This is a genomic window from Brevibacillus brevis (assembly GCF_001039275.2).
Taxonomy (GTDB): Bacteria; Bacillota; Bacilli; order Brevibacillales; family Brevibacillaceae; genus Brevibacillus; species Brevibacillus brevis_C.
The window spans coordinates 1,077,289-1,096,720 of the sequence record NZ_CP030117.1 but is presented as its reverse complement, the minus strand read 5'-3'; the positions used below and the strand labels follow the sequence as shown (position 1 = coordinate 1,096,720).

The following is a 19,432-nucleotide window of genomic DNA, read 5'->3' as shown; positions in this document are numbered from 1 at the left end:
TCTTCATTTCCCCAATAAAAGGCTGAATAATCAGTCATTTTTCGCGTAAAACGGATATGGGCACATGTGCATAGCCTTCCATCAGCCTGCGCGCCGTTCTTCCATTCGCTGCCCGGTTCACAATCCAGTTGGTTCCATCCTGTTCCACTGTAGACTCTACATAGATCACCCCTGACGGATGCCCAATGCGAATTCCTTTCTTTTGTGTGGCGACCGCTTCATTCGGGATGGTTCCCGGGATTTTGGCCGCCGCTGCCACTGCAATAGCTCCGCTTACCGCATATGCACGGTGAAGACTCCCCATGGAAATATAGCGTGAAATCAAATCGATTTCATTCTCTTCAATCGTGCGATGATCGGAAGTGCTATACGCTTGGGACGGAGCAATCATCGCAATCTTTGGCAGAGCATGTGACGATGGTGAGACAATCTCTCTGTCATCTGGCTGAATCATTCCAATTAAAATGCCCGCCTCCACTCGAATGGATTCTAATGTAGACATGAGTCCTTTATTGTTGTTGACCTCTGCTTGCAGCTCAGTTCCCTGCATGCCCACATCCCCTGCTCTCACAAACACCACAACGTTGGCGCAATCGACTATCGACACTTCGAACTGACGTCCATCCTGTAAATGGATCATATCAGTAGCATGTCCGGTTGGCAGAGTTCTTCCTGTAAAAGTACCGCCGGAGTTGAGGAAATTGATCATGATTTTTGCTGAAGAGCCGGGGACACCGTCGATGACAAAGTCTCCTTCGTACTCGATTTGCCCATCCTTTACCGGAATTTCGGCCACGATCATCTTGTTAATATTGGTGTTGTAAATCCGTACGTAGGTAACCGGCTCCTGTAACGGCACATATCCTTCCTCTGCTGCATACAAGCCAACTGCTGTGACAAAGTTACCGCATGTTACGTGGTAATCGATGACTTTTTTCTCCAGGCTGACCTGACCAAATGTGTAGTCAATATGCGCATCAGGCTGAAGGGACGGTCCGACAATGGCGAGCTTGCTGGATAGCGAGGTGCCTCCGCCCAACCCATCGATCTGTGTGCTGTCAGGACTTCCATACAAGCGTAAAATGACTTCATCGCGCAGCTTTGGATCTGAAGGAAGGTCCGATCTTCGTAAAAGCAATCCTTTGCTGGTGCCGCCCCTCATGATCACGGTTGGGATTTTGTGAATTTGGCCAAAATCGTACATCTGCTGCCTCCATGAATGTTTTTTTAATTCTGTGCCATTAAGGTACCACATCAGTGAATATAAAAAGAAATACGAATGTTTTATCATTTTCCATAAAATTTTTGTACGATTCATTCAATTTTTACTACAATAAAGGTACAGAACGAAAGCGTGCAGGGAGAGTGAAAAAGACGTGGATGAAAAGGATTGGCTGCTTTTAAAAACACTCTACGAGCAGCAAAATATGACCAAAACAGCGGAGGTTTTGTATGTATCCCAGCCCTCGCTCAGCTATCGCATTCAGCAGCTAGAAAAAGCGTTCGGGATTACGATCATGCACCGGGGCAGGAGAGGCGTGGAGTTCACCCCGCAAGGCGAGTATTTGGTGAAGTATGCGATCGAGATGCTCCAGCAGTTGCAGCGGACAAAAGAATTTCTGTTAAGCATGGACAACAAAATATCAGGAACATTAAAAATCGGAACAGCGAGCAGCCTGGCCCGCTATAAGCTACCGCATATCTTAAAGCAATTCCATACGCAATACCCGGACGTGGAGTTCAAGGTAACATCGAGCCGCAGCTCGGAGCTGACAAATTCCGTGTACAAGCAAGACGTCCATATCGGCTTCATCCGCGGAGACTACAACTGGCCGGAGGAAAAACATCTCATCATGACGGAAAACATCTGGATCGTATCCAAGCGGGAGATTTCGCTGCATGAGCTGCCCCAACTCCCCAGAATCATGTACAAAACCGATATTTCGCTCGAAAACTTGTTTGACAACTGGTGGAAGGAGACGTTTTCCAAGCCCCCATCGATCACGATGGAAGTGGATCACATGGAGACGTGCAAGGAGATGGTCCTGAGCGGATTCGGCTATGCGATCATCCCGCAGATTGTGTTGACGGGCAGTGAAGACTTTTACCGGATTCAATTGCGGACGAAGCACGGCGAGCCGATCTTGCGCAAATCGTGGATGATTTATCGGAAGGAATCGATGCAAATCTCTCTATTAAAAGCGTTTGTTGATTTTATTAAAGAGATGAAGCTGATGTAAGTACTTCGATAAATTCACTTTATGGAAATAGATAAAAAATACGTATACCTTCTTATGATCAAGAAGCATATCATCAAAAAAGGCTGCCTTACCAGTAGAAAAGTCTACAGATAAGACAGCCTGTTCGTGTTTTAATTTACGGAAACCCCACTCGTATGCTCCGTCTGCTTTTTTTGCAAGCGCAACGCCAAAAGGAAAGCAATCAGTAACAATCCAGCAGATACATAATAAACAGCCCGGACTCCCTGCCATTCAGCGATAGCCCCCATCATCAGAGCAGAAGCGCCAAAAACGAGTAAATCAATCGTCCCCTTTGCTGACATAACATAGGGCAGTGCTGATTCTTCCGTCTCTTGCTGCAAAAGTGTCTGCTTGCTTACATGCACCATCTCCAAAAACGGGCCCAGCGCAAAGGAAAACAACAGTGCCACCAGCGCGTTTGTACTGCTGCCAAAACAAAAGGTAAAGAATCCGACGCTAATCGTACCGCAAATGATCCAGCGAAATAAATGGCGACGCATCCGCTCCGCATACATCAATAGCAACGTCCCACCTGCAATGGCTCCAAGCATGTAACCGGCATTGATGTAGCCCCACCATTCTTCTCCTTGCCCAAGCACATCAAGGACAAATGGCAGCATAATCGCAGCGATCCATACACCCCCGGACAAGCCGATCACGACATCCATCGCGACCAGCAGTCGCAGTATAGGTACATCGCGAATTGTTTTCCATCCAGTGAGCCAGTTTGTTGTCGCCCGAGCTGCCTGTTCTTCACGCAGCTTTTGGCTTGCCGGTGCAATGCCTGTCATGGCGATCGTTGCCACAACATAGGCACCGACCGTTCCCCACAGAACAATACCCGCTCCTAACCAAGAAACGAGTAATCCCCCTGCGGCCCAGCCAGCAAAATGAACAGTTTGATCCGAGGTGGCAAGCAAACCGTTCGCTCGCATGAGGTCTTCTCGTCCTACCAACTGCGGCACCATGGCATTGCGTGCAGGGTTTGCCCAGCCATCCATAAAGGCGATGGCAGCCCCCAATCCGAACAATAGCCAGATCTCTCCTACACCGCTGCTGACAGCTAATGAGGCCGTAGCCAAAAGTATCGTCTTCAAGCCTTGCGACAGCACGAGCATGCCCGTCAACGACAATCGCTGAAACACTAACGGAGCCAACAAGCTGCTCACAGACTGCGAAGCTACGATGACAACCGGTATAAACGCCGTGTACATGACGGAGCCAGTTGCAGCGTAGATGACCGAAATAAACGCGACAATATAAAATACATCCCCAAGGTTGGCCAATGTCTGACCCGCCCAGAGGCAAATAAAGCGTCGCTGCCACATAAAGCACAACCTCCTGTCGGTTCAGGACCAGCCTATACGTCCTGATGGAATATGAAGTTATTCACACCGACTCGCCATCACAATGGAGGTGCACCTCTCTTCGCGAAAATTACCTATTATTCTATTCCAGAATCAGGATGCTGTACAGATTTGTTTCGGAAAAAGCTGTAGTACACCCAGCCTGCGTTAATAAACAAGAAAGCACTCGTCATGTAAAAGACTCCACTAATATTCACATAGCCTGCCAAAAAGCCACCAATCATCGGTCCAAGCATACTGCCGATACTGACGAAGCTGTTGTTATAGCCATAAACGCGACTGACCATATGTACAGGTGTTGCTCGTCGCAGCAAAGCATTGACGGATGGAAGCAATCCTCCCAGCGACAAGCCTAACAAAAACCGAAGCGCGACCAATTGCCATACCGTATGTACGAGACCTTGTGGAATAAAGATGATTGCGGCAGCCAAAAGCGAGAACAAGAGCACCTTTTGCGAACCAAACCGATCTCCTAGACGCCCCAACTGTGGCGAGGCAAAGACGTTGGCTACCCCCATGCATGCTTGGACAATTCCGGCCCACAGCGCTACCTTTGCCCCTTCCGAACCGAGCAACTGCGATATGTAGATCGGCAACACAGGGATAATGCTAAACAATGCAAACTGGATCATTACCGTTACAAAAAAGAGCGCCGGGAGCTCTTTGGAAGAAAAGATCATCTGAAAATCTTCCCGTAGACTCGACCGTTCCTTTTTTTCAGGTGGAACAAAATTCTCTTTCACCGTAAACGTAATGACCAAGGTCGCCAGTAATAATACGCAACCGGTAATCACAAAAATCATCCGAAAGCCGATCTTCTCCGCGAGGACGCCGCCAAACAGCGGTCCCATAATGGTTCCGGCCGTAATAAAAGACTGAAGCAACCCGGTTGCATAGCCAATTCGTTCTTTTGGTACAGAGGATGCTACTAATGCGGTACTGGCAGGGATGATTCCCCCTACCAGTCCATTGAGCAGACGAAGGGCCAAAAGCTGCCACAGGCTTCCCGCAAAACCGGTCAGTGCCATGGTAATGGACATGAAAAATCCCGAGCGCAAAATCATGATCTTGCGCCCGTGCTTATCGGCCAAATTCCCCCAAATAGGCGAGACGAGGCCCGCCGTCAAAAAGTTGGCTCCAAAAATAATCCCTGCCCAAGCCGTGACTTGATGAGGATCTTCAATTCCGAAATCCTGCTGAATGTAAAGCGGTAAAAAAGGCATGATCATGCTCATCGCCACCATGACGAAAAACAACGATCCGCAGAGGACATATAAATTACGGCGCCATATCTCCATCGGATTTCCTCCAATCCCATCTGCTTATCCCAGTTGCGGGTCGGATGTACTTCCTAAATCTTGCACACTCCACAGGCCATAGTATACGCCCTTTCTCTCCAGCAATTGCTCATGCCTGCCTTCCTCAACAATTTGTCCCTCTTTCATGACAATGATTTTGTCCGCATGGGTAATCGTCGAAAGTCGATGGGCTACGATTAGGGTGGTTCTTCCTTTTGCCAATCTGGACAAAGACTCCTGAATCGTGTGCTCTGATTCCAAATCGAGTGCTGACGTCGCCTCATCCAAAATCAGAATACCCGGGTCACGCAAGAAAACACGCGCAATCGCGATTCGCTGCTTTTGCCCGCCAGAGAGCTTTACGCCGCGCTCTCCCAGCTCAGTATGGTAGCCATTCGGTAATTCGCTAATAAAGTCATGGGCATTTGCAGCCTTCGCAGCTTCTTGCACAGCACTGTCATCTGCGTCAGGATTGCCCATTAAAATATTCACTTTTGCTGATTCACTAAACAAAATATTATCTTGCTGCACCATTCCGATGTGATGCCGCAAGTTTTGCTGTTTTACATCGCGGATATCGATGCCATCAATCGTAATTTTCCCCTCTGTCACGTCCCAAAAACGCGGTAGCAAGCTAATCAGCGAAGATTTTCCTCCGCCTGACATCCCGACAATCGCAACGGTTTCACCAGAAGAGATGCTCAGATTCACATTGTTCAAGACAAGCGGGCCTTCCTCCCGATAGCGGAAGGACACGTTCTCAAAGCGAATTTCGCCGCGAATGCGATTGGTTGCAGGGTCGACAGGAAGCTCCCCCGCGTTTGGCTTGTCGACGATATCATACGATTCATCAATAAACTCGAACATCCGGTCCATCGAGGCAATGGCCTGAGTCAGCACCGTGCTGGAATTCACCAAGCGACGCAAGGGCGTGTACAGACGCTCCAAGTAAGCATAAAAAGCAACGAGCGTCCCCACGCTCATACTCCCGCCGATGACTTGGTAGCCAGCATAGGCAATGACCAGAAGCGGTGCGATATCCGTCACCGTATTGACCACGGCGAAGGTTCGGGCGTTCCAACGGGTATGTGCCAGGGCTTTATCCAAAAACTGATTGTTCTCCTTGGCAAATTCCTTGCTCTCCTGCTTTTCCAAAGCAAAGCTGCGGATCAGCGACATGCCATTCACGCGCTCATACAAATAGCCTTGCAGATGCGCCAGTGCAGCAGAACGATCCTTCGTCAGTTGACGCAAGCGCTTGTAGAAAAACTTGACGGAGATGCTGTACAAAGGGAAAACGATAATCGCAACAATCGTCAGCTCCACGTCCATGTAGAGCATGATCCCCATCGTCAGCGTAATCGTAATCAGGTCCAACCAGAGATTCATCAATCCCGTTTCCACGAAGCTTTTGGTGGATTCTACGTCGTTAATGACGCGAGAGATGACCTCACCGGTTTTTGTATTGTTGTAGTATCGCATCGACAGTCGTTGTAAATGAGAAAACAATTGATTGCGGATGTCAAACAGGATACGACTGGATACCCACTGTGCATAGTATTGCCGAATGTACTCAACAGGAGTGCGAACGACGGTAAATAACAAAAAGGCCCCGAGCATCAGCCAAAATAACTGCTTCAGTTTTTCCTCTTGAGGAAGCGGACTTGGCAGCAGGTCATCAATGACGTATTTGATAAGAAGCGGCAGAGCAAGTGGGATCGCAAACTTAATAATACCAATGAATATAGTGCCCAATATTTGTTTCCAATAGGGCAGGACATAAGCCAAATAGCGGCGTATGCTCAACCATCATACCTCCTTTGCAAACAAGGAAATCCCTCCCCCGGTCATTCGGGAAAGGGATTATTCCTCATCATCTCGTACTAAAAGATAACGCTCGTACCAACGTTGGACAAAACCGTTCTGAAAAGGGCCACGTCGTGCGCTTACCCAATCCAGCACCTCTCGCAATGCTGTCTGCACTCTTTCCACAACAAATGGAGGATAGTTCATCTGTTTGCTATGCAAAAGAAACTCCTCTTCGTCGAGAATTGAGTACGTCATATCAGGAAACACTTTTACGTCGAGATCATAGTCTATGTAGCTTAGCAATTGTCCCTTCATGCTGAAGGGCGAACCAATGTTGCAATAATAATAAATACCGTCATCACGAATCATGGCAATGGTATTGAACCACTGGCCTCTACCAAATGTACAAATGGCCGGTTCACGCGTACGCCATTCCCGCCCGTCTGCTTCTGTCACCTTGACCCGATCATTTCCCCCAATCACCACCGCATCACTGGTATGAATCAACGTGGATTTGTCCCATATGCGGTGCAACGAATGGTCATGTTTATAACTTTCTATGCGGATATTGGAGCCCGGAGTTGGTGACATGACTCTCCCCTTTCTTCTCTTCTCTATTTGAATGGGGACAAGCCTCCTTTAAGAAGAGAGCTTTTTGGAAAGTGTAACATATTTTTGTACTTCATAGCCAAGTGAAAGGTAAAACGGAAGGACTTCCGGATTTGATTGATTGACCATGATCAAGACGTTATTGACACCTCGTTGCTTGAAACGCTTTTCAATTGCTTCAACGAGTTCGCGACCAATACCTGAGCCTTGCATCTCTGGAAGTACAGCCAATCGGTAGAAATAGGCACGTGCTCCGTCGATCGTGCCAACCACGACCCCTACCACTCTGCCTTCAATTTCTGCAACCATTACCAGATCGCTGTCCCAAGCCAAATGCTGGGCCAAATCGTTCAATGACTCTTTGTCCGATTGGTCCAACCCCGTCTCCTGCCAAATACGTGTGATAGCCGAATAGTCACCGAGTCGAAACGGACGAATCAGCATGTGTTGCCTCCTTCGTAACCTTCTTCCTCTATTGTACAACACATGGACAACTTTGTCTTGTGTCGCAACACCACAAAGTCTCCAACTCCATACTCCATCTACCATAAATCATTATGTCAAAAGAGAAATACCGCCGTCTACAATCAATGTTTGTCCGCGAACCATCCATGCTTTGTCGGAGAGCAAGAACATCACGGCATTAGCCAAATCTTCAGGCTCCACAATGCGTCCTGCTGGCGTACGCTCTGCTGAGCTGCCGAGTAATTCTTCACGATTCGGGAAATGTTTGAGTGCATCCGTATCCACCGCTCCGCCTGATACAGCGTTTACTACAATATTATGCGGTGCGAGCTCGACTGCCAAGTAACGAGTAATCGCTTCTACAGCTGCCTTCGATACGCCAACCGCTGTATAGTTGTCGAGAACGCGAATGGACCCAAGGCTGGACAAGCTCACGATTTTTCCGCCGTTACCACCCTTGATCATTAGTTTTGCCGCTTCTTGCGCACAGAACAACAGCGCCTTGCTGTTAATTTCCATGGTCCAGTCCCAATGGCTTTCTTCCAGCTCCATCAGTGGACGCAGTACACCCGATGCCGCATTGTTCACAAATACATCCAAGCGACCGAACTCCTGGTCAATTTCTGCGAACAACTCTTTGATTTTTGCTACATCCCCTACATTGGCTTTGATCAGATGGACACGAGCGCCCTTTGCTTCCAGCTCTGCTGCCGCTTCTCTTGCCGCAGTGCGGTTACGCAAATAGTTCAGTACCAGGTCATAGCCTTGTTCTGCCAATTGAAGCGCAATCGCTTTTCCGATTCCTCGCGTTCCGCCAGTAACCAGTGCTACTTTTTTCGTTGTATTCATAAAAAGATTACCTCCCAACCTGACCAACTATTAATAGCAGGTACTAATAAGTAAAAATCACTTATTCATTATACAACTCCACCTGCGCTTTTTCTACCTGCGGAAAAAATCCCGGCATGACTTGATCCTCTCGACTATAGCCATACTAAGCTCGCAGTATCAGGCAAGCCACTACCACATAAGGAGGAATGGCAGGGTGTACATAGGTCGGGAATTGTCCGAATTAACCATGGTGCCACTGGCTGATTGGGAAATGAATGAGCTGCTTTATTACCATCACAGTTTTTCACAGTTGGCAGCTTATCTCAGTGCAGAAGGAGCCTCTCTTCACGTCAAAGTCATCCATGAGCTTGAATCCCGTGGGCCAGTGAATGGAGATAGCGGGGGATGGGATCATTCCTCGTCACCTATTTACGATTAAGTTAAAAAAACCGGCTGCTCGTGTATATAAACACGGCGCCGGGCTTATTTTTAGATACGGAATTTGCCGATCTGGTTTTGCAATTCCTCCGCGAGGTGTTCAAGAGAAACGGCTGAAGAAGCGATCTCTTCCATAGAAGCTAGCTGCTCCTCGGCAGCTGCGGATACACTTTGTGTTCCATCAGACGCTTGCAGTGTCACTTCGGAAATATGACCAATAATCTCAACCACTTGCTGTGCCCTTGTGGAGAAATCACGCGTCGCTTCAGATACCTGACCGATTTTCTCTGCCACTTCATTGACGGCTGATTGAATTTGTTCGAAGGACTGGCCAGCTTCGTTCACTTTTTCGATACCTTCCGTTACTTCACGCTTGCTCTGATCCATAACAATCACAGCATGATTTGTCTCCGCTTGGATCGCGGTGATTAGCTGACTAATTTGCTGTGCCGAGCTTGCGGATTGCTCTGCCAGCTTGCGTACCTCATCAGCCACCACAGCAAAGCCTCGTCCATACTCCCCTGCTCGTGCCGCCTCAATTGCTGCATTTAGTGCGAGCAGATTGGTTTGGTTTGCGATGGCAGTGATCACATCCACGATGTTTCCGATCTCTTGGGAACGCGTCCCCAGATTATCCACGACGTTTGCCAGTCCGTGAATCGATTCGCTGGATGCGTTCATTTGCAACACAGCAGATTGAATGGCTTTGTTTCCGGTCACTGCCAAGTCCGACGATTCCTGGGCTGCAGTGAATACGTTTTGTGTATGCTCTGCGATCTGACCAATTCTTGCCGACATTTGCTCGACTGCTGCGTTCCCCTCTTGCGTATAGGAAACTTGCTGCTCGGTTCCCTCCGCCATTTCTTGCATGGTCTCTGCAATCTGCTCTGTCGCTTTGCTTGTCTGATCCGCACTTGCAGCGAGCTGCTCTGCCGATGAAGCCAGTTGCTGAACAGAATCATTCACAGAATGGAGCAAGGAACGAAGAGATACCGCCATATGATTGAAGGCTTTGCCCAACGTACCCAACTCATCGTCACTTCGTATATCTACTTGTTGTGTCACATCGCCTTGGCTTATTTTTTCCGCTGCTTCTGTCAACATGCGCAAAGGACGGAGTAAGGAGCGCAAAATCAGGTAAATGACTCCGCCAGCTACCACCAACGCAGCGATTATAATCACGAGCATCGTGTAAAAAATCGGATTTGCTGCTTCTGCTGCTTCACTTTCATACATCACGCCAACCAGCTTCCAGCCCGTATTTTCATTCGTAGTAAACACGGCTTGGACAGGGTTTCCTTCGTGCTGAAATTGTAAGCGACCTGACTCTTCTGCATATACAGTATCTACCCAAGACTCTGCAATCTCAACACCAGACTCTCCATTTGGATTGACTAGCATTTTTCGGTTTTTATCCAAAATCGCCATATATCCTTGGGTACCGATTTTCGCTTGCTTGACCGTCGCGTCCAGAGCTGTCAGTTGAATATCAATTCCCAGAACACCGGATTTATCTGGCAAGGACATCGCCATTCCCAACACGATTTTTCCGGTTATGGCATCAATGTATGGGTCCACAATGATGCTCTTGCCTGGTTGCTTCATGGCTGCTATGTACCAATCCCTCTTTCGCGGGTCGTATCCCTCTGGAAGCTTCGAATCATTCGCAGTCAGCATGCCACCATTTTCGTCCCCAATATACACTTCACTCACTTCCGGGTTCATTGCGAGAAAACGCTTGAATTTCTTTTTCGTCTCCATTTTGGTCTCTTCTAAGATGTCATGGCGTACAATATCAGAAGCAATCCATTCCACATTCCTCGATTGCTCCATCAGTGTGTGATTCAAAAGCGCATCTATCAGCCGAACATTTTCAGAGGCAGTCGTAAGCAATTCATCTGACAACTCAGCCTTGGCACTCTGGTAAGAAAGCAACCCGAGCAAGAGCATGGGGATCACTAATATTGTGGAAAATGTAGCGATTAGCTTGGTTTTTACAGTCAGTCTGGGTGTTTTCATTCGCTAGCATCACCTTTCTACTTGTCATGATTGTCCTATATGGATACCCGCTATATGCTCATTGCAAACCTTCATTTACCCACCAAACTGCACATTCGTTTATTATTTATTATTTTTTATTATATTCAGAATATACTTTCTTCTAGAAATAGGTAAAAAATCGCTTTACAACAAGAAAAAAATGCCATATTCTAAGAGTACGTTCCACACACTACTACTACGGAAAGAAAGGAGGCAGCACCATGATGATGATAGCAATGAATCTAAATCCAGCTCTTATTGATCGTCTTGTGGATGTTCCAACTAAATATAGCAGCGCCTCCTGGGTCGACGAATTCTAGTAGTATTCGTACTCTTCAACATTCCATTTCGTCTATTACCGACCACAGGCGTTGTTGCTTGTGGTCTTTCTATGTCCTTCAAAACGGCATGTCCGTTTTTGTTGCCAGAAGACCGCAGGCTTTCGCCCGTGGTCTTTTTCTTTCTCATCAATTAACATTTTCCACCTTGAAAGGGGGTGATTGGTAATGGTACTGAACTTCTTGCTTTTCACAGTCAAGATTGAACGCAACAAGGAACAAGCGGAGACACTTTTCGCAGAATCTGCACGCTGTCGCTATCTCGAAGAACGCGCCGAAGAACATGCTTTTCAAGCAGCACAATTTGTGAGCCGCATTTAATGGACGAAACACGATTACTTGACTACAGGAGGGATTTTGGTATGAAAAACAAACAACGGCGTCAGATGATGAGGTTTACAGGAGTCAAAGCGATAGATGGCAGCTGACTGCACCAAACTAACGGGATGGGAGGGATACACTCATGTACATTCCAATGATTTTCTTCACAATCATTATTGAGAGACGGAAATTGACACCGAAGCAAATGGAAGCAAAATACATGCAACAACAAGCGCTGAAACGCCTCGAAGAACAAAAGCATCAGATCGTCACACAATTTCCAGAGTTTTTGATTCGATAAAAAGAAACAGTTTTACAAAGATCATGTCTGCGGGGGCATGATCTTTTTATTTTCCACTGCTCTTCCCCTCTCTCGAAGCTCTATAATGGATTCAAAAGAGAAAAGTGGGGAGTGAAATCATGGAGTATCAAATCGTCTTTTTAGACATTGATGGAACACTTGTCAATGAAGAGAAAATCATACCACCGGATACACTCGAAGCCATTCAAGAGCTGCAAAGAAACAAGATCGAGGTCGTTTTAGCAACAGGCAGAGCTCATTATTATTTTGACGAGCTTGCCCAGCAATGCGGCATCGACTCGTATGTCAGTTGCAATGGCGCATATGTCGTCTATCAAGGAAAAACCATTTATGATCGCCCCATCCCGACCAAAACACTCGAACAGTTGCAGCAGATTGCGACTCAGCACGACCATCCCATCGTGTTTCAAGGCAGTACGGCGGGCTTTTCTACCCATAAGCAGCATCCGTATTTGGATTGGACCTTTCAGCAATTGAAGCTTGATTCCCCCGATCACAATGCGGACTTTGCCCATTCTGAAAATATTTATCAAGCACTGTTATTTACACCAGATACACACGAACGACAGTACAGAGAAGAGATTCCTGCTCTCTCGTTTATACGCTGGCATGAATATTGTATGGATGTTTTTGCGAAAAGCGGTTCAAAAGCCATCGGTATTGAAGCGCTCCTCTCGCATATCGGGCTTGCGCCAAGCAAGGCAGTTGCTTTTGGAGACGGTCTGAATGACAAAGAAATGCTCTCCTATGTCGGGATGGGGATCGCGATGGGCAATGCGCATGAGGCTTTGCTGCCGCATGCCAATTATGTAACGCGCCGCGTCGATGATGGAGGGATATCTCACGGCTTGCGTCACATCGGTTTGATGAAATAAATAAAAGCTGCCGAGAAATGCTCGACAGCGTTGCCTACTTGTTATTTTTGTCCCAACAGCTCGCGAATTTTTTGATGCGCCATTGGAATGGTGTAAGCATCTAATTCCTCCCAAGCTGCGTATCTTGCATGAGCGGGGAGCTCTTCCCCTTCGATCCAGTCACAGGACCATACTTGCATGTTCCATTGCAAGTGGGAGAAGACGTGCTGAACCGTGCCTAGCGGCTGCATGACTTCTACATCGATTCCGAATCGTTCACGCAAACCGATTGCAAGTGCCTCCTGCTTGGCAGCATCACTTTCCTGTTCGGTTTCAACAGTAGGGAATTCCCACATGCCAGCGAGAAGCCCTTGATCGGGGCGTTTGTTCATCAATACTTTGCCGTCGCGAATGATAATGCCTACTTGCAGATCAACAGGACGTGGAGGTTTGGCTTTGCCTTTGACCGGCAGCTCTTCTGCCACTCCCTCCTGACGCGCCATACAGTAGTCAAACACCGGACAGGTCAAGCATTGCGGAGTGCGCGGCACACAGACCATCGCTCCCAGCTCCATTAAAGCCTGATTGAAATCTCCCGCTCTTCCCTCTGGAATGACTTGGCGTACGAGATGCTCGATTTTGATTCTTGTGGCAGGCTTGGCAATGTCATCGGTTAAATACAGCAGGCGTGAAAAAACACGCATAACATTTCCATCCACAGCCGGCTCCGCCTTTTCATAGGCAATGCTAAGAATGGCACCTGCTGTATACGGACCAACACCTTTTAGTGTAGCGATCTCTTCTGGTGTATCCGGCACAACTCCTCCATAGCGAACCGTTACCTCGCGGGCTGCGGCTTGAAGATTGCGCGCGCGGGAGTAATAACCGAGTCCTTCCCACGCTTTTAAGACATCATCCTCGGGCGCTTTCGCTAAATCACTCACCGTCGGAAATTTCTCCATGAAATTCGCATAATAAGGTTTAACGGTCTCTACACGTGTTTGCTGAAGCATGATCTCCGATACCCAGATGCGATATGGGTCTTTGTTGATCCGCCAAGGCAAATCCCGCTTTTGTGAGTCGTACCAGGCCAGCAAATCCTGGGCAAAGCCAAACACATGAAATTGTTCAGGAAGTGTATATTTCAAGCTTTCTTTTTTTCTTGCCATTTCCGTTTACTCTACTCCTTTTCAACCCAGTTCCACGGGACGAAACGCCCACACATGCAGTTTCGCAGCTCCACCGGAAATACAGTCGCAAAAGTCTTGGTCTGCCAATCGGTTTGCCTTGATTTCTTCGTATACGTGAACAGTCTCGACCTCAAACGTTTCGACGAACAGACCGGGCTGATCCAAGCCCTCCATTAAGCGATACTGATGTGCACCCATCGCTTCCATTCGCTGAGCCATCGAGGTGAGCAATTGCAGAGCGTGACTCCGTTTTTCAATATCCAGCTTGTATTCAATGAAAACCGTTAGCATGCGACATGTTCCTCCTTTAACGATTCAACGCTTTCATCATACCCTTCCCACCCCGTGCGAACAAGCACACAAATATTTTCAGAACGGGCGGGAATTAACCGTAGGCAAACGCTATAATAAACAATAAAAGTGGAAGGAAGGGAGGAAGACAACGATTCCATGGATACAGCCACACATTTTGCCATGGGCTTTGGATTGGCCGGGCTCGCCTATCTTGATCCTGTCGTAGCTTCTACTCCGTCACTTGCAGTGGCCGTCATGATTGGTACGGTCATTGGCTCGCAGGCACCTGATTTGGATGGCTTAGTCCGCCTTCGTGGTACCGCTGCCTACATTCGCAACCACCGAGGCGTTTCTCACTCGGTTCCCGCTCTATTTCTCTGGACTGGAGCCATTTTCGTTCTCATCCAGGCCATGATGCCACAGCCCCATTGGCTGCATTTGCTCGGCTGGATATTCCTGGCCGTCTGTTTACACGTCTTCGTTGACTTGTTCAATTCCTATGGCACAAAGGGCCTGTACCCGTTTCGCGATAAATGGGTGGCGCTCAACGCCATTTTCATTTTCGATCCGTTCATTTTCGCTGCTCATCTCGTCGGCTTTATGCTATGGGCAGCAGGCGCGCATCCTGGACACGTCTTTTTATGGATATACGTGATCATTGCGGGTTACTACTACTGGCGCTATCAGACGCAAAAACGAACCACCGAGCTGGTTCGTCAGCGAATCGGCAAAGCTGGTACCTTCACCATCATCCCTACTCTTTCCTGGACGTATTGGACCTTCGTAGCCAAGACAGACCAGCATTGGTATGTAGGTGAAGTCATTTCGGGGGACGTCGTCATCCTGGACACCTTCTCCATCAAACCGGAAAATGAGCGGATTGCGGCAGCCAAAAAAAGTTACAAAGTCCAATCCTTCCTCGCCTTTACCCATCATGTGCATGTAGAAACAAAGGAGCGTTCCTTTGGCTATGAGGTCAAATGGATTGATCTGCGCTACCGCTCCCGTTTTCAAGGGAAAAGTCACTACATGTTCGTCGCCGTGGTCTACCTCGATTTTGATCTGACCATTCGCGATTCCTTCGTCGGCTGGATCCACCGCGGAGAAGACCAGCTTACCAAAAAATTGGATTCCAAACGCTCGTAATCGACGAGACTGCCGCCCTTGCCAGTAGAGGGCGGTTATTTTTCGTCATCTGACCCGTTCATTTTTACCGAAATTGCACCTGTTCTCCTAGTCAATTACCCATTACGATCAAAATAACAACGACAGACTGGGGGACTCGACATGATACCAATTCGTTATTCCAAACGTACCATTACTGATCAGCAGCAAATTGACCAGTTTTTGCAAGTGGCAAAGGTCGGCCATCTCGGCTTGTCCAATGAAATCGAGCCGTACATCCTGCCTTTGAATTTTGCTTGGTGGAACGGCTGCATTTATTTTCACGGCGCGGATTCTGGCAGAAAAATCGAAATGATCAATGGCAACAACCGCGTATGCTTCAGTGTTTGTGAGGAGTACGGCACAGTCGCCTCACCTGTGCCTGCCCATATCGATACGGCTTACATGAGTGTGTTTATCGCAGGGACCATTGAGCGTGTTTCTGAACCTGAGGAGATGCGCGATGCGATGCAATCCATGATCGACAAGTACGTCCCCGGCTACTATTCTGAACCGTTGCCTTTGCAGCATGTCATCAAGTATCGTTCTTCGATGGGCAGTACAACCGCCATTTTCCGGATTACGCCTACTGCGCTGACCGCCAAAGGCAATCCTCTTTCCGAAGAGAACCAGTTCTATCCAGGCAGAAAAGTCGAGATGGATGTATAGCAACGCAAAAAGACACGCTCCTTTTCATAAGAGGCGTGTCTTTTGCTTGACTGATCTTTACTTATTATACGGAGCACTCATTCCTGTGGAAATCGCGATTCGGTTCAAGCAGTTGATTGTATTGATTGCCATAATCAAGGCAACGTACTGGTTCTCGTCAAAATGCTCGCGAACCTGCTGGTAGAGCTCTTCAGAAACACCGTTTGCCGTAATGACCGTGACCGCTTCTGTCAGAGCAAGGACAGCGCGCTCTGCCTCTGTGTAAACCGCGGATTCTCTCCATACACTGAGCAAATAAATGCGTTGCTCTGTTTCACCGAGCTTGCGCGCATCCTGGGTATGCCTATCCATGCAAAAAGCGCAGCCGTTGATTTGGGAAGCACGAATTTTGATCAGCTCAATTAGTTTTTTGTCCAAGCCGCTCCCATTCACGAAACCTTCTAGCTTGAGCATGGTTTGATACGCCTCGGGATTTGCTGCACGATGATTGAGTCTAGCTTGCATCATTCATCTGTCCTCTCCACTCGAATTTGCTTTCAACCTCAAAGACGAGTGAAGCGTCTTTCTTGTGACGAATCATTCATTTTCTTTTTGCAAATGGGCAAGCTTATCTGGATTGACCATCATGTACAAGCGTGCAATGCGATCTTCTTCTTCATTCATTGTGATCTGGATGATCATTTTCAACTGACCTTCGGAGTAGACGGCGATTCCATCTTGGCCATTCATCGAGCGAATCTGCATGGTAGCATGAGAAGCCCACTTCGGCCATACCCCCATCCAGAAGGCAGTAATCCGCTCGTCTGAGAAAATGGGATGAATAGCCGCACGGACTTTCCCGCCACCATCGCTGACAAACACAGCATCTTTTGTCAAAAGGCCGATCAACGACTTCGCATCTGACTTGGAGATGGCCTGCATTAGCTGTTCTACCAAGCCCGAAGTCCGATTCGGCTGAGGGACGATCGCCTGATATCCTGCTTCAGCAAGCTTTTTTCTCGCAAGACTAAACTTCTTCCGGCAATTTACTTCGGTCATTTCGAGCATCGCGGCAATTTCGCTGTATTCGTAGTCGAGTACCGTTCGGAGCACAAAAACGGCCCGTAGCATCGACGGTAGATTCTCCAATAGAACAAGCAAGCCATACGAGACTGCTTCTTCGGAAATCACCGTTTGCAGGGGATCATTGGTTTCTGAAGCGTCCAGCATCGGCTCCGGCAACCATTCCCCTACATACTGCTCCCGCTTCCAACGGGCTGATTTTAATAAGTCCAGACAGCGATTGGTCACAGCTTTGCACAGATAGCTTTTTACATGGTGAATGTCTTGGATGTCGGTACCTGCCAATGCAAGAAAAGTATCCTGAACAATGTCCTCCGCTTCCGTTACCGAACCAGTCATCCGGTACGCAAGGGAAAACAATAATGATTTATACTCCCGATAAACATCCTCCATGTGCACGGTCATTATTTCGTATCACCAAACTGCCAAAGGGTGTGACTGAGACTTCCGTAGCGGATGCTCATATGCAGACGCTTCGCTGTACGTTCATCATCGGCAGCTCCCATGACGTACACAAGCGGAACAAAATGCTCAGTTCCATACGCGGGAACAGCTTTTTCGGCATGTGGAGCAACCTCGCGATAGTTGGCGAGATCCTCGACATTCCAGTCAGTCAATGTTTTTTGCAGCCAGTCTTCGAATTGTTCCGCCCACTCAAAAGTCTCACTATCAGACTCTCTCAGGTTCATATAGGAAAAGTTATGGACGGTTCCGCCACTGCCGAGGATTAGAATGTCTTTTTCGCGGAGCGGACTGAGTGCTTTGCCGATCTGATATTGCTCCTTTACAGTCAGGTTTGGATTAACCGATAAGGCAACAACAGGAATATCTGCATCCGGATAAATATGGCGCAAAACAACCCAGTGGCCATGGTCCAAGCCTCTTGTCGTGTTCAAAGCGACAGGAATACCAGCTTCCTGAAGAAGTCGGATTGTCTCATCCGCTACTTCACGATCTCCTTTTGCCGGATACTCGATTTCGTATAACGCTTGCGGGAAACCGCCAAAATCGTGAATGGTCGGAAAGGTGTCCATGGTTCCCACCATTTGATCATGTGCTTCCCAGTGTGCGGAAAATATGACGATAGCACGTGGCTTGCGCGGGAGCATGCTAGGCAATTGGTTCAGTGCATCTGTATAGGCATTGTTTTCTATGGCAAGTAACGGGGCACCATGTGCAATGAAAAAAGACGGCATCATATGCGTACACTCTCCTCTATACTTTCTAAACTTAGTTACTTTTAGTAAGTATTATATCTCATAATCATCACAGTTACAAGTGTATCCAGAATCGATGCCGTTTCTTTCCTTTGAACAAAAAAGGCTTGCCGCTCCTAAAGAACGACAAGCCTTTTGACAGGTAAAGTTACAATTACTTCGCTGCTGCGAAACGTTTGCTAACTTCATCCCAGTTTACAACGTTCCAGAACGCGCCGATGTAGTCAGGGCGTTTGTTTTGGTAGTTCAGGTAGTAAGCATGCTCCCAAACGTCCAGACCAAGGATAGGTGTTTTACCTTCCATGATTGGGCTGTCTTGGTTAGGAGTAGAGCTGATTGCTACTTTTCCGCCTTCTGCAGTCAGCCAAGCCCATCCGGAACCGAAACGAGTAGTAGCTGCTTTTGCGAATTCAGCTTTGAAGTTGTCAAAGCTTCCGAAAGCCGCGTTGATTGCGTCAGCCAGTTCACCAGTTGGTGCGCCGCCGCCATTCGGGCTCATGATTTCCCAGAACAGTGTGTGGTTAGCGTGGCCTCCACCGTTGTTGCGAACAGCAGTGCGGATGGACTCAGGCAGAGCATCCAGATTGCTGATCAGCTCTTCAATGCTTTTACCTTGCAGGTCAGCGTGTGCTTCCAGAGCTGCATTCAGGTTGTTAACATAAGTAGCATGGTGGCGTCCGTGGTGGATCTCCATGGTTTGCGCGTCGATATGTGGTTCCAAAGCGTTGTGTGCATAAGGCAATGCAGGAAGTTGATGTGCCATTGTAACATTCCTCCTCAAATTATGTAGGTCAAGCTTACGACTTCATTATACTGTAACCCAAACAGTTTTTCAACAAATCGGTATGCAAAGTATATTAATCTATTTATTATTTCAAAGATT

General features: G+C 47.8%; 21 protein-coding genes. 7 read left to right on the top strand and 14 right to left on the bottom strand.

The window, feature by feature from the left end; all coding sequences use genetic code 11:
• Nucleotides 1-34 precede the first annotated feature (34 nt).
• Nucleotides 35-1,204, bottom strand: a complete 1,170-nt coding sequence (locus AB432_RS05720; protein WP_048031429.1) for a 2-methylaconitate cis-trans isomerase PrpF family protein — start codon at nt 1,202-1,204, stop codon at nt 35-37.
• Nucleotides 1,205-1,376: 172 nt separating this feature from the next.
• Here AB432_RS05720 and AB432_RS05715 point away from each other — a divergent pair, with 172 nt between their 5' ends.
• Nucleotides 1,377-2,240: a LysR family transcriptional regulator gene (locus AB432_RS05715; RefSeq protein WP_048031428.1), complete on the top strand. Its 864-nt coding sequence runs from the start codon at nt 1,377-1,379 to the stop codon at nt 2,238-2,240.
• Nucleotides 2,241-2,371: 131 nt separating this feature from the next.
• On the opposite strand, the gene AB432_RS05710 is transcribed toward AB432_RS05715, so the two are convergent.
• The 6 genes from AB432_RS05710 to fabL all read right to left on the bottom strand — a co-directional run bounded on the left by AB432_RS05710 (nt 2,372) and on the right by fabL (nt 8,658).
• On the bottom strand, nt 2,372-3,589 hold the full coding sequence (locus AB432_RS05710) for an MFS transporter (RefSeq protein ID WP_048031427.1): 1,218 nt from the start codon (nt 3,587-3,589) through the stop codon (nt 2,372-2,374).
• A 116-nt stretch (nt 3,590-3,705) separates the two neighbouring features.
• Nucleotides 3,706-4,926: an MFS transporter gene (locus AB432_RS05705; protein WP_048031426.1), complete on the bottom strand. Its 1,221-nt coding sequence runs from the start codon at nt 4,924-4,926 to the stop codon at nt 3,706-3,708.
• A gap of 24 nt (nt 4,927-4,950) precedes the next feature.
• A complete protein-coding gene (locus AB432_RS05700; protein WP_048031425.1) occupies nt 4,951-6,732 on the bottom strand; it encodes an ABC transporter ATP-binding protein in 1,782 nt (593 codons plus the stop codon).
• A 57-nt stretch (nt 6,733-6,789) separates the two neighbouring features.
• Nucleotides 6,790-7,326: a DUF402 domain-containing protein gene (locus tag AB432_RS05695; protein WP_007729805.1), complete on the bottom strand. Its 537-nt coding sequence runs from the start codon at nt 7,324-7,326 to the stop codon at nt 6,790-6,792.
• Between the two features lie 48 nt (nt 7,327-7,374).
• Nucleotides 7,375-7,788 (bottom strand): GNAT family N-acetyltransferase, encoded by a 414-nt coding sequence (locus AB432_RS05690; protein WP_016742780.1) that lies wholly within the window; start codon nt 7,786-7,788, stop codon nt 7,375-7,377.
• Between the two features lie 111 nt (nt 7,789-7,899).
• Entirely contained in the window at nt 7,900-8,658 is a 759-nt protein-coding gene (gene fabL / locus AB432_RS05685; RefSeq protein WP_012684763.1) for an enoyl-[acyl-carrier-protein] reductase FabL, read from the bottom strand.
• Nucleotides 8,659-8,854: 196 nt separating this feature from the next.
• On the opposite strand from fabL, the gene AB432_RS05680 reads away from it, so the two are divergent.
• A complete protein-coding gene (locus tag AB432_RS05680) occupies nt 8,855-9,079 on the top strand; it encodes a hypothetical protein (protein ID WP_007729801.1) in 225 nt (74 codons plus the stop codon).
• A 50-nt stretch (nt 9,080-9,129) separates the two neighbouring features.
• Here AB432_RS05680 and AB432_RS05675 read toward each other — a convergent pair whose 3' ends face one another.
• Nucleotides 9,130-11,097, bottom strand: coding sequence for a methyl-accepting chemotaxis protein (locus AB432_RS05675; RefSeq protein ID WP_048031424.1), 1,968 nt, complete (start codon nt 11,095-11,097; stop codon nt 9,130-9,132).
• A 527-nt stretch (nt 11,098-11,624) separates the two neighbouring features.
• Between AB432_RS05675 and AB432_RS30660 the strand changes: the two genes are divergently transcribed.
• From AB432_RS30660 to AB432_RS05665, 3 genes are all read left to right on the top strand, one after another.
• Entirely contained in the window at nt 11,625-11,777 is a 153-nt protein-coding gene (locus AB432_RS30660) for a hypothetical protein (protein WP_017250143.1), read from the top strand.
• Nucleotides 11,778-11,919: 142 nt separating this feature from the next.
• A complete protein-coding gene (locus AB432_RS05670) occupies nt 11,920-12,078 on the top strand; it encodes a YrzI family protein (RefSeq protein WP_113732260.1) in 159 nt (52 codons plus the stop codon).
• A 119-nt stretch (nt 12,079-12,197) separates the two neighbouring features.
• Complete coding sequence (locus tag AB432_RS05665; protein ID WP_048031423.1) at nt 12,198-12,974, top strand: Cof-type HAD-IIB family hydrolase; 777 nt, start codon at nt 12,198-12,200, stop codon at nt 12,972-12,974.
• 41 nt (nt 12,975-13,015) lie between these two features.
• Here the strand turns inward: AB432_RS05665 and mutY are convergent, their stop codons facing one another.
• Complete coding sequence (gene mutY / locus AB432_RS05660; protein ID WP_048031422.1) at nt 13,016-14,122, bottom strand: A/G-specific adenine glycosylase; 1,107 nt, start codon at nt 14,120-14,122, stop codon at nt 13,016-13,018.
• A gap of 21 nt (nt 14,123-14,143) precedes the next feature.
• On the bottom strand, nt 14,144-14,434 hold the full coding sequence (locus tag AB432_RS05655; RefSeq protein WP_048031421.1) for an MFS transporter: 291 nt from the start codon (nt 14,432-14,434) through the stop codon (nt 14,144-14,146).
• Nucleotides 14,435-14,593: 159 nt separating this feature from the next.
• Here AB432_RS05655 and AB432_RS05650 point away from each other — a divergent pair, with 159 nt between their 5' ends.
• Both AB432_RS05650 and AB432_RS05645 read left to right on the top strand, forming a co-directional pair.
• On the top strand, nt 14,594-15,583 hold the full coding sequence (locus AB432_RS05650; RefSeq protein WP_048031420.1) for a metal-dependent hydrolase: 990 nt from the start codon (nt 14,594-14,596) through the stop codon (nt 15,581-15,583).
• A 141-nt stretch (nt 15,584-15,724) separates the two neighbouring features.
• Nucleotides 15,725-16,270, top strand: coding sequence for a pyridoxamine 5'-phosphate oxidase family protein (locus tag AB432_RS05645; protein WP_048031419.1), 546 nt, complete (start codon nt 15,725-15,727; stop codon nt 16,268-16,270).
• Between the two features lie 57 nt (nt 16,271-16,327).
• Here the strand turns inward: AB432_RS05645 and AB432_RS05640 are convergent, their stop codons facing one another.
• From AB432_RS05640 to AB432_RS05625, 4 genes are all read right to left on the bottom strand, one after another.
• Nucleotides 16,328-16,774, bottom strand: coding sequence for a carboxymuconolactone decarboxylase family protein (locus tag AB432_RS05640; RefSeq protein WP_173630458.1), 447 nt, complete (start codon nt 16,772-16,774; stop codon nt 16,328-16,330).
• Between the two features lie 72 nt (nt 16,775-16,846).
• A complete protein-coding gene (gene sigJ, locus AB432_RS05635; RefSeq protein WP_048031417.1) occupies nt 16,847-17,737 on the bottom strand; it encodes an RNA polymerase sigma factor SigJ in 891 nt (296 codons plus the stop codon).
• The gene (locus AB432_RS05630) at nt 17,737-18,531 is read right to left on the bottom strand and encodes a dioxygenase family protein (protein WP_048031416.1); all 795 of its coding nucleotides are present in this window, start codon (nt 18,529-18,531) and stop codon (nt 17,737-17,739) included. Before AB432_RS05630 ends, sigJ begins: the two co-directional genes overlap by 1 nt.
• A 172-nt stretch (nt 18,532-18,703) precedes the next feature.
• Nucleotides 18,704-19,312 (bottom strand): superoxide dismutase, encoded by a 609-nt coding sequence (locus AB432_RS05625; protein WP_012684750.1) that lies wholly within the window; start codon nt 19,310-19,312, stop codon nt 18,704-18,706.
• Between the last annotated feature and the right edge of the window lie 120 nt (nt 19,313-19,432).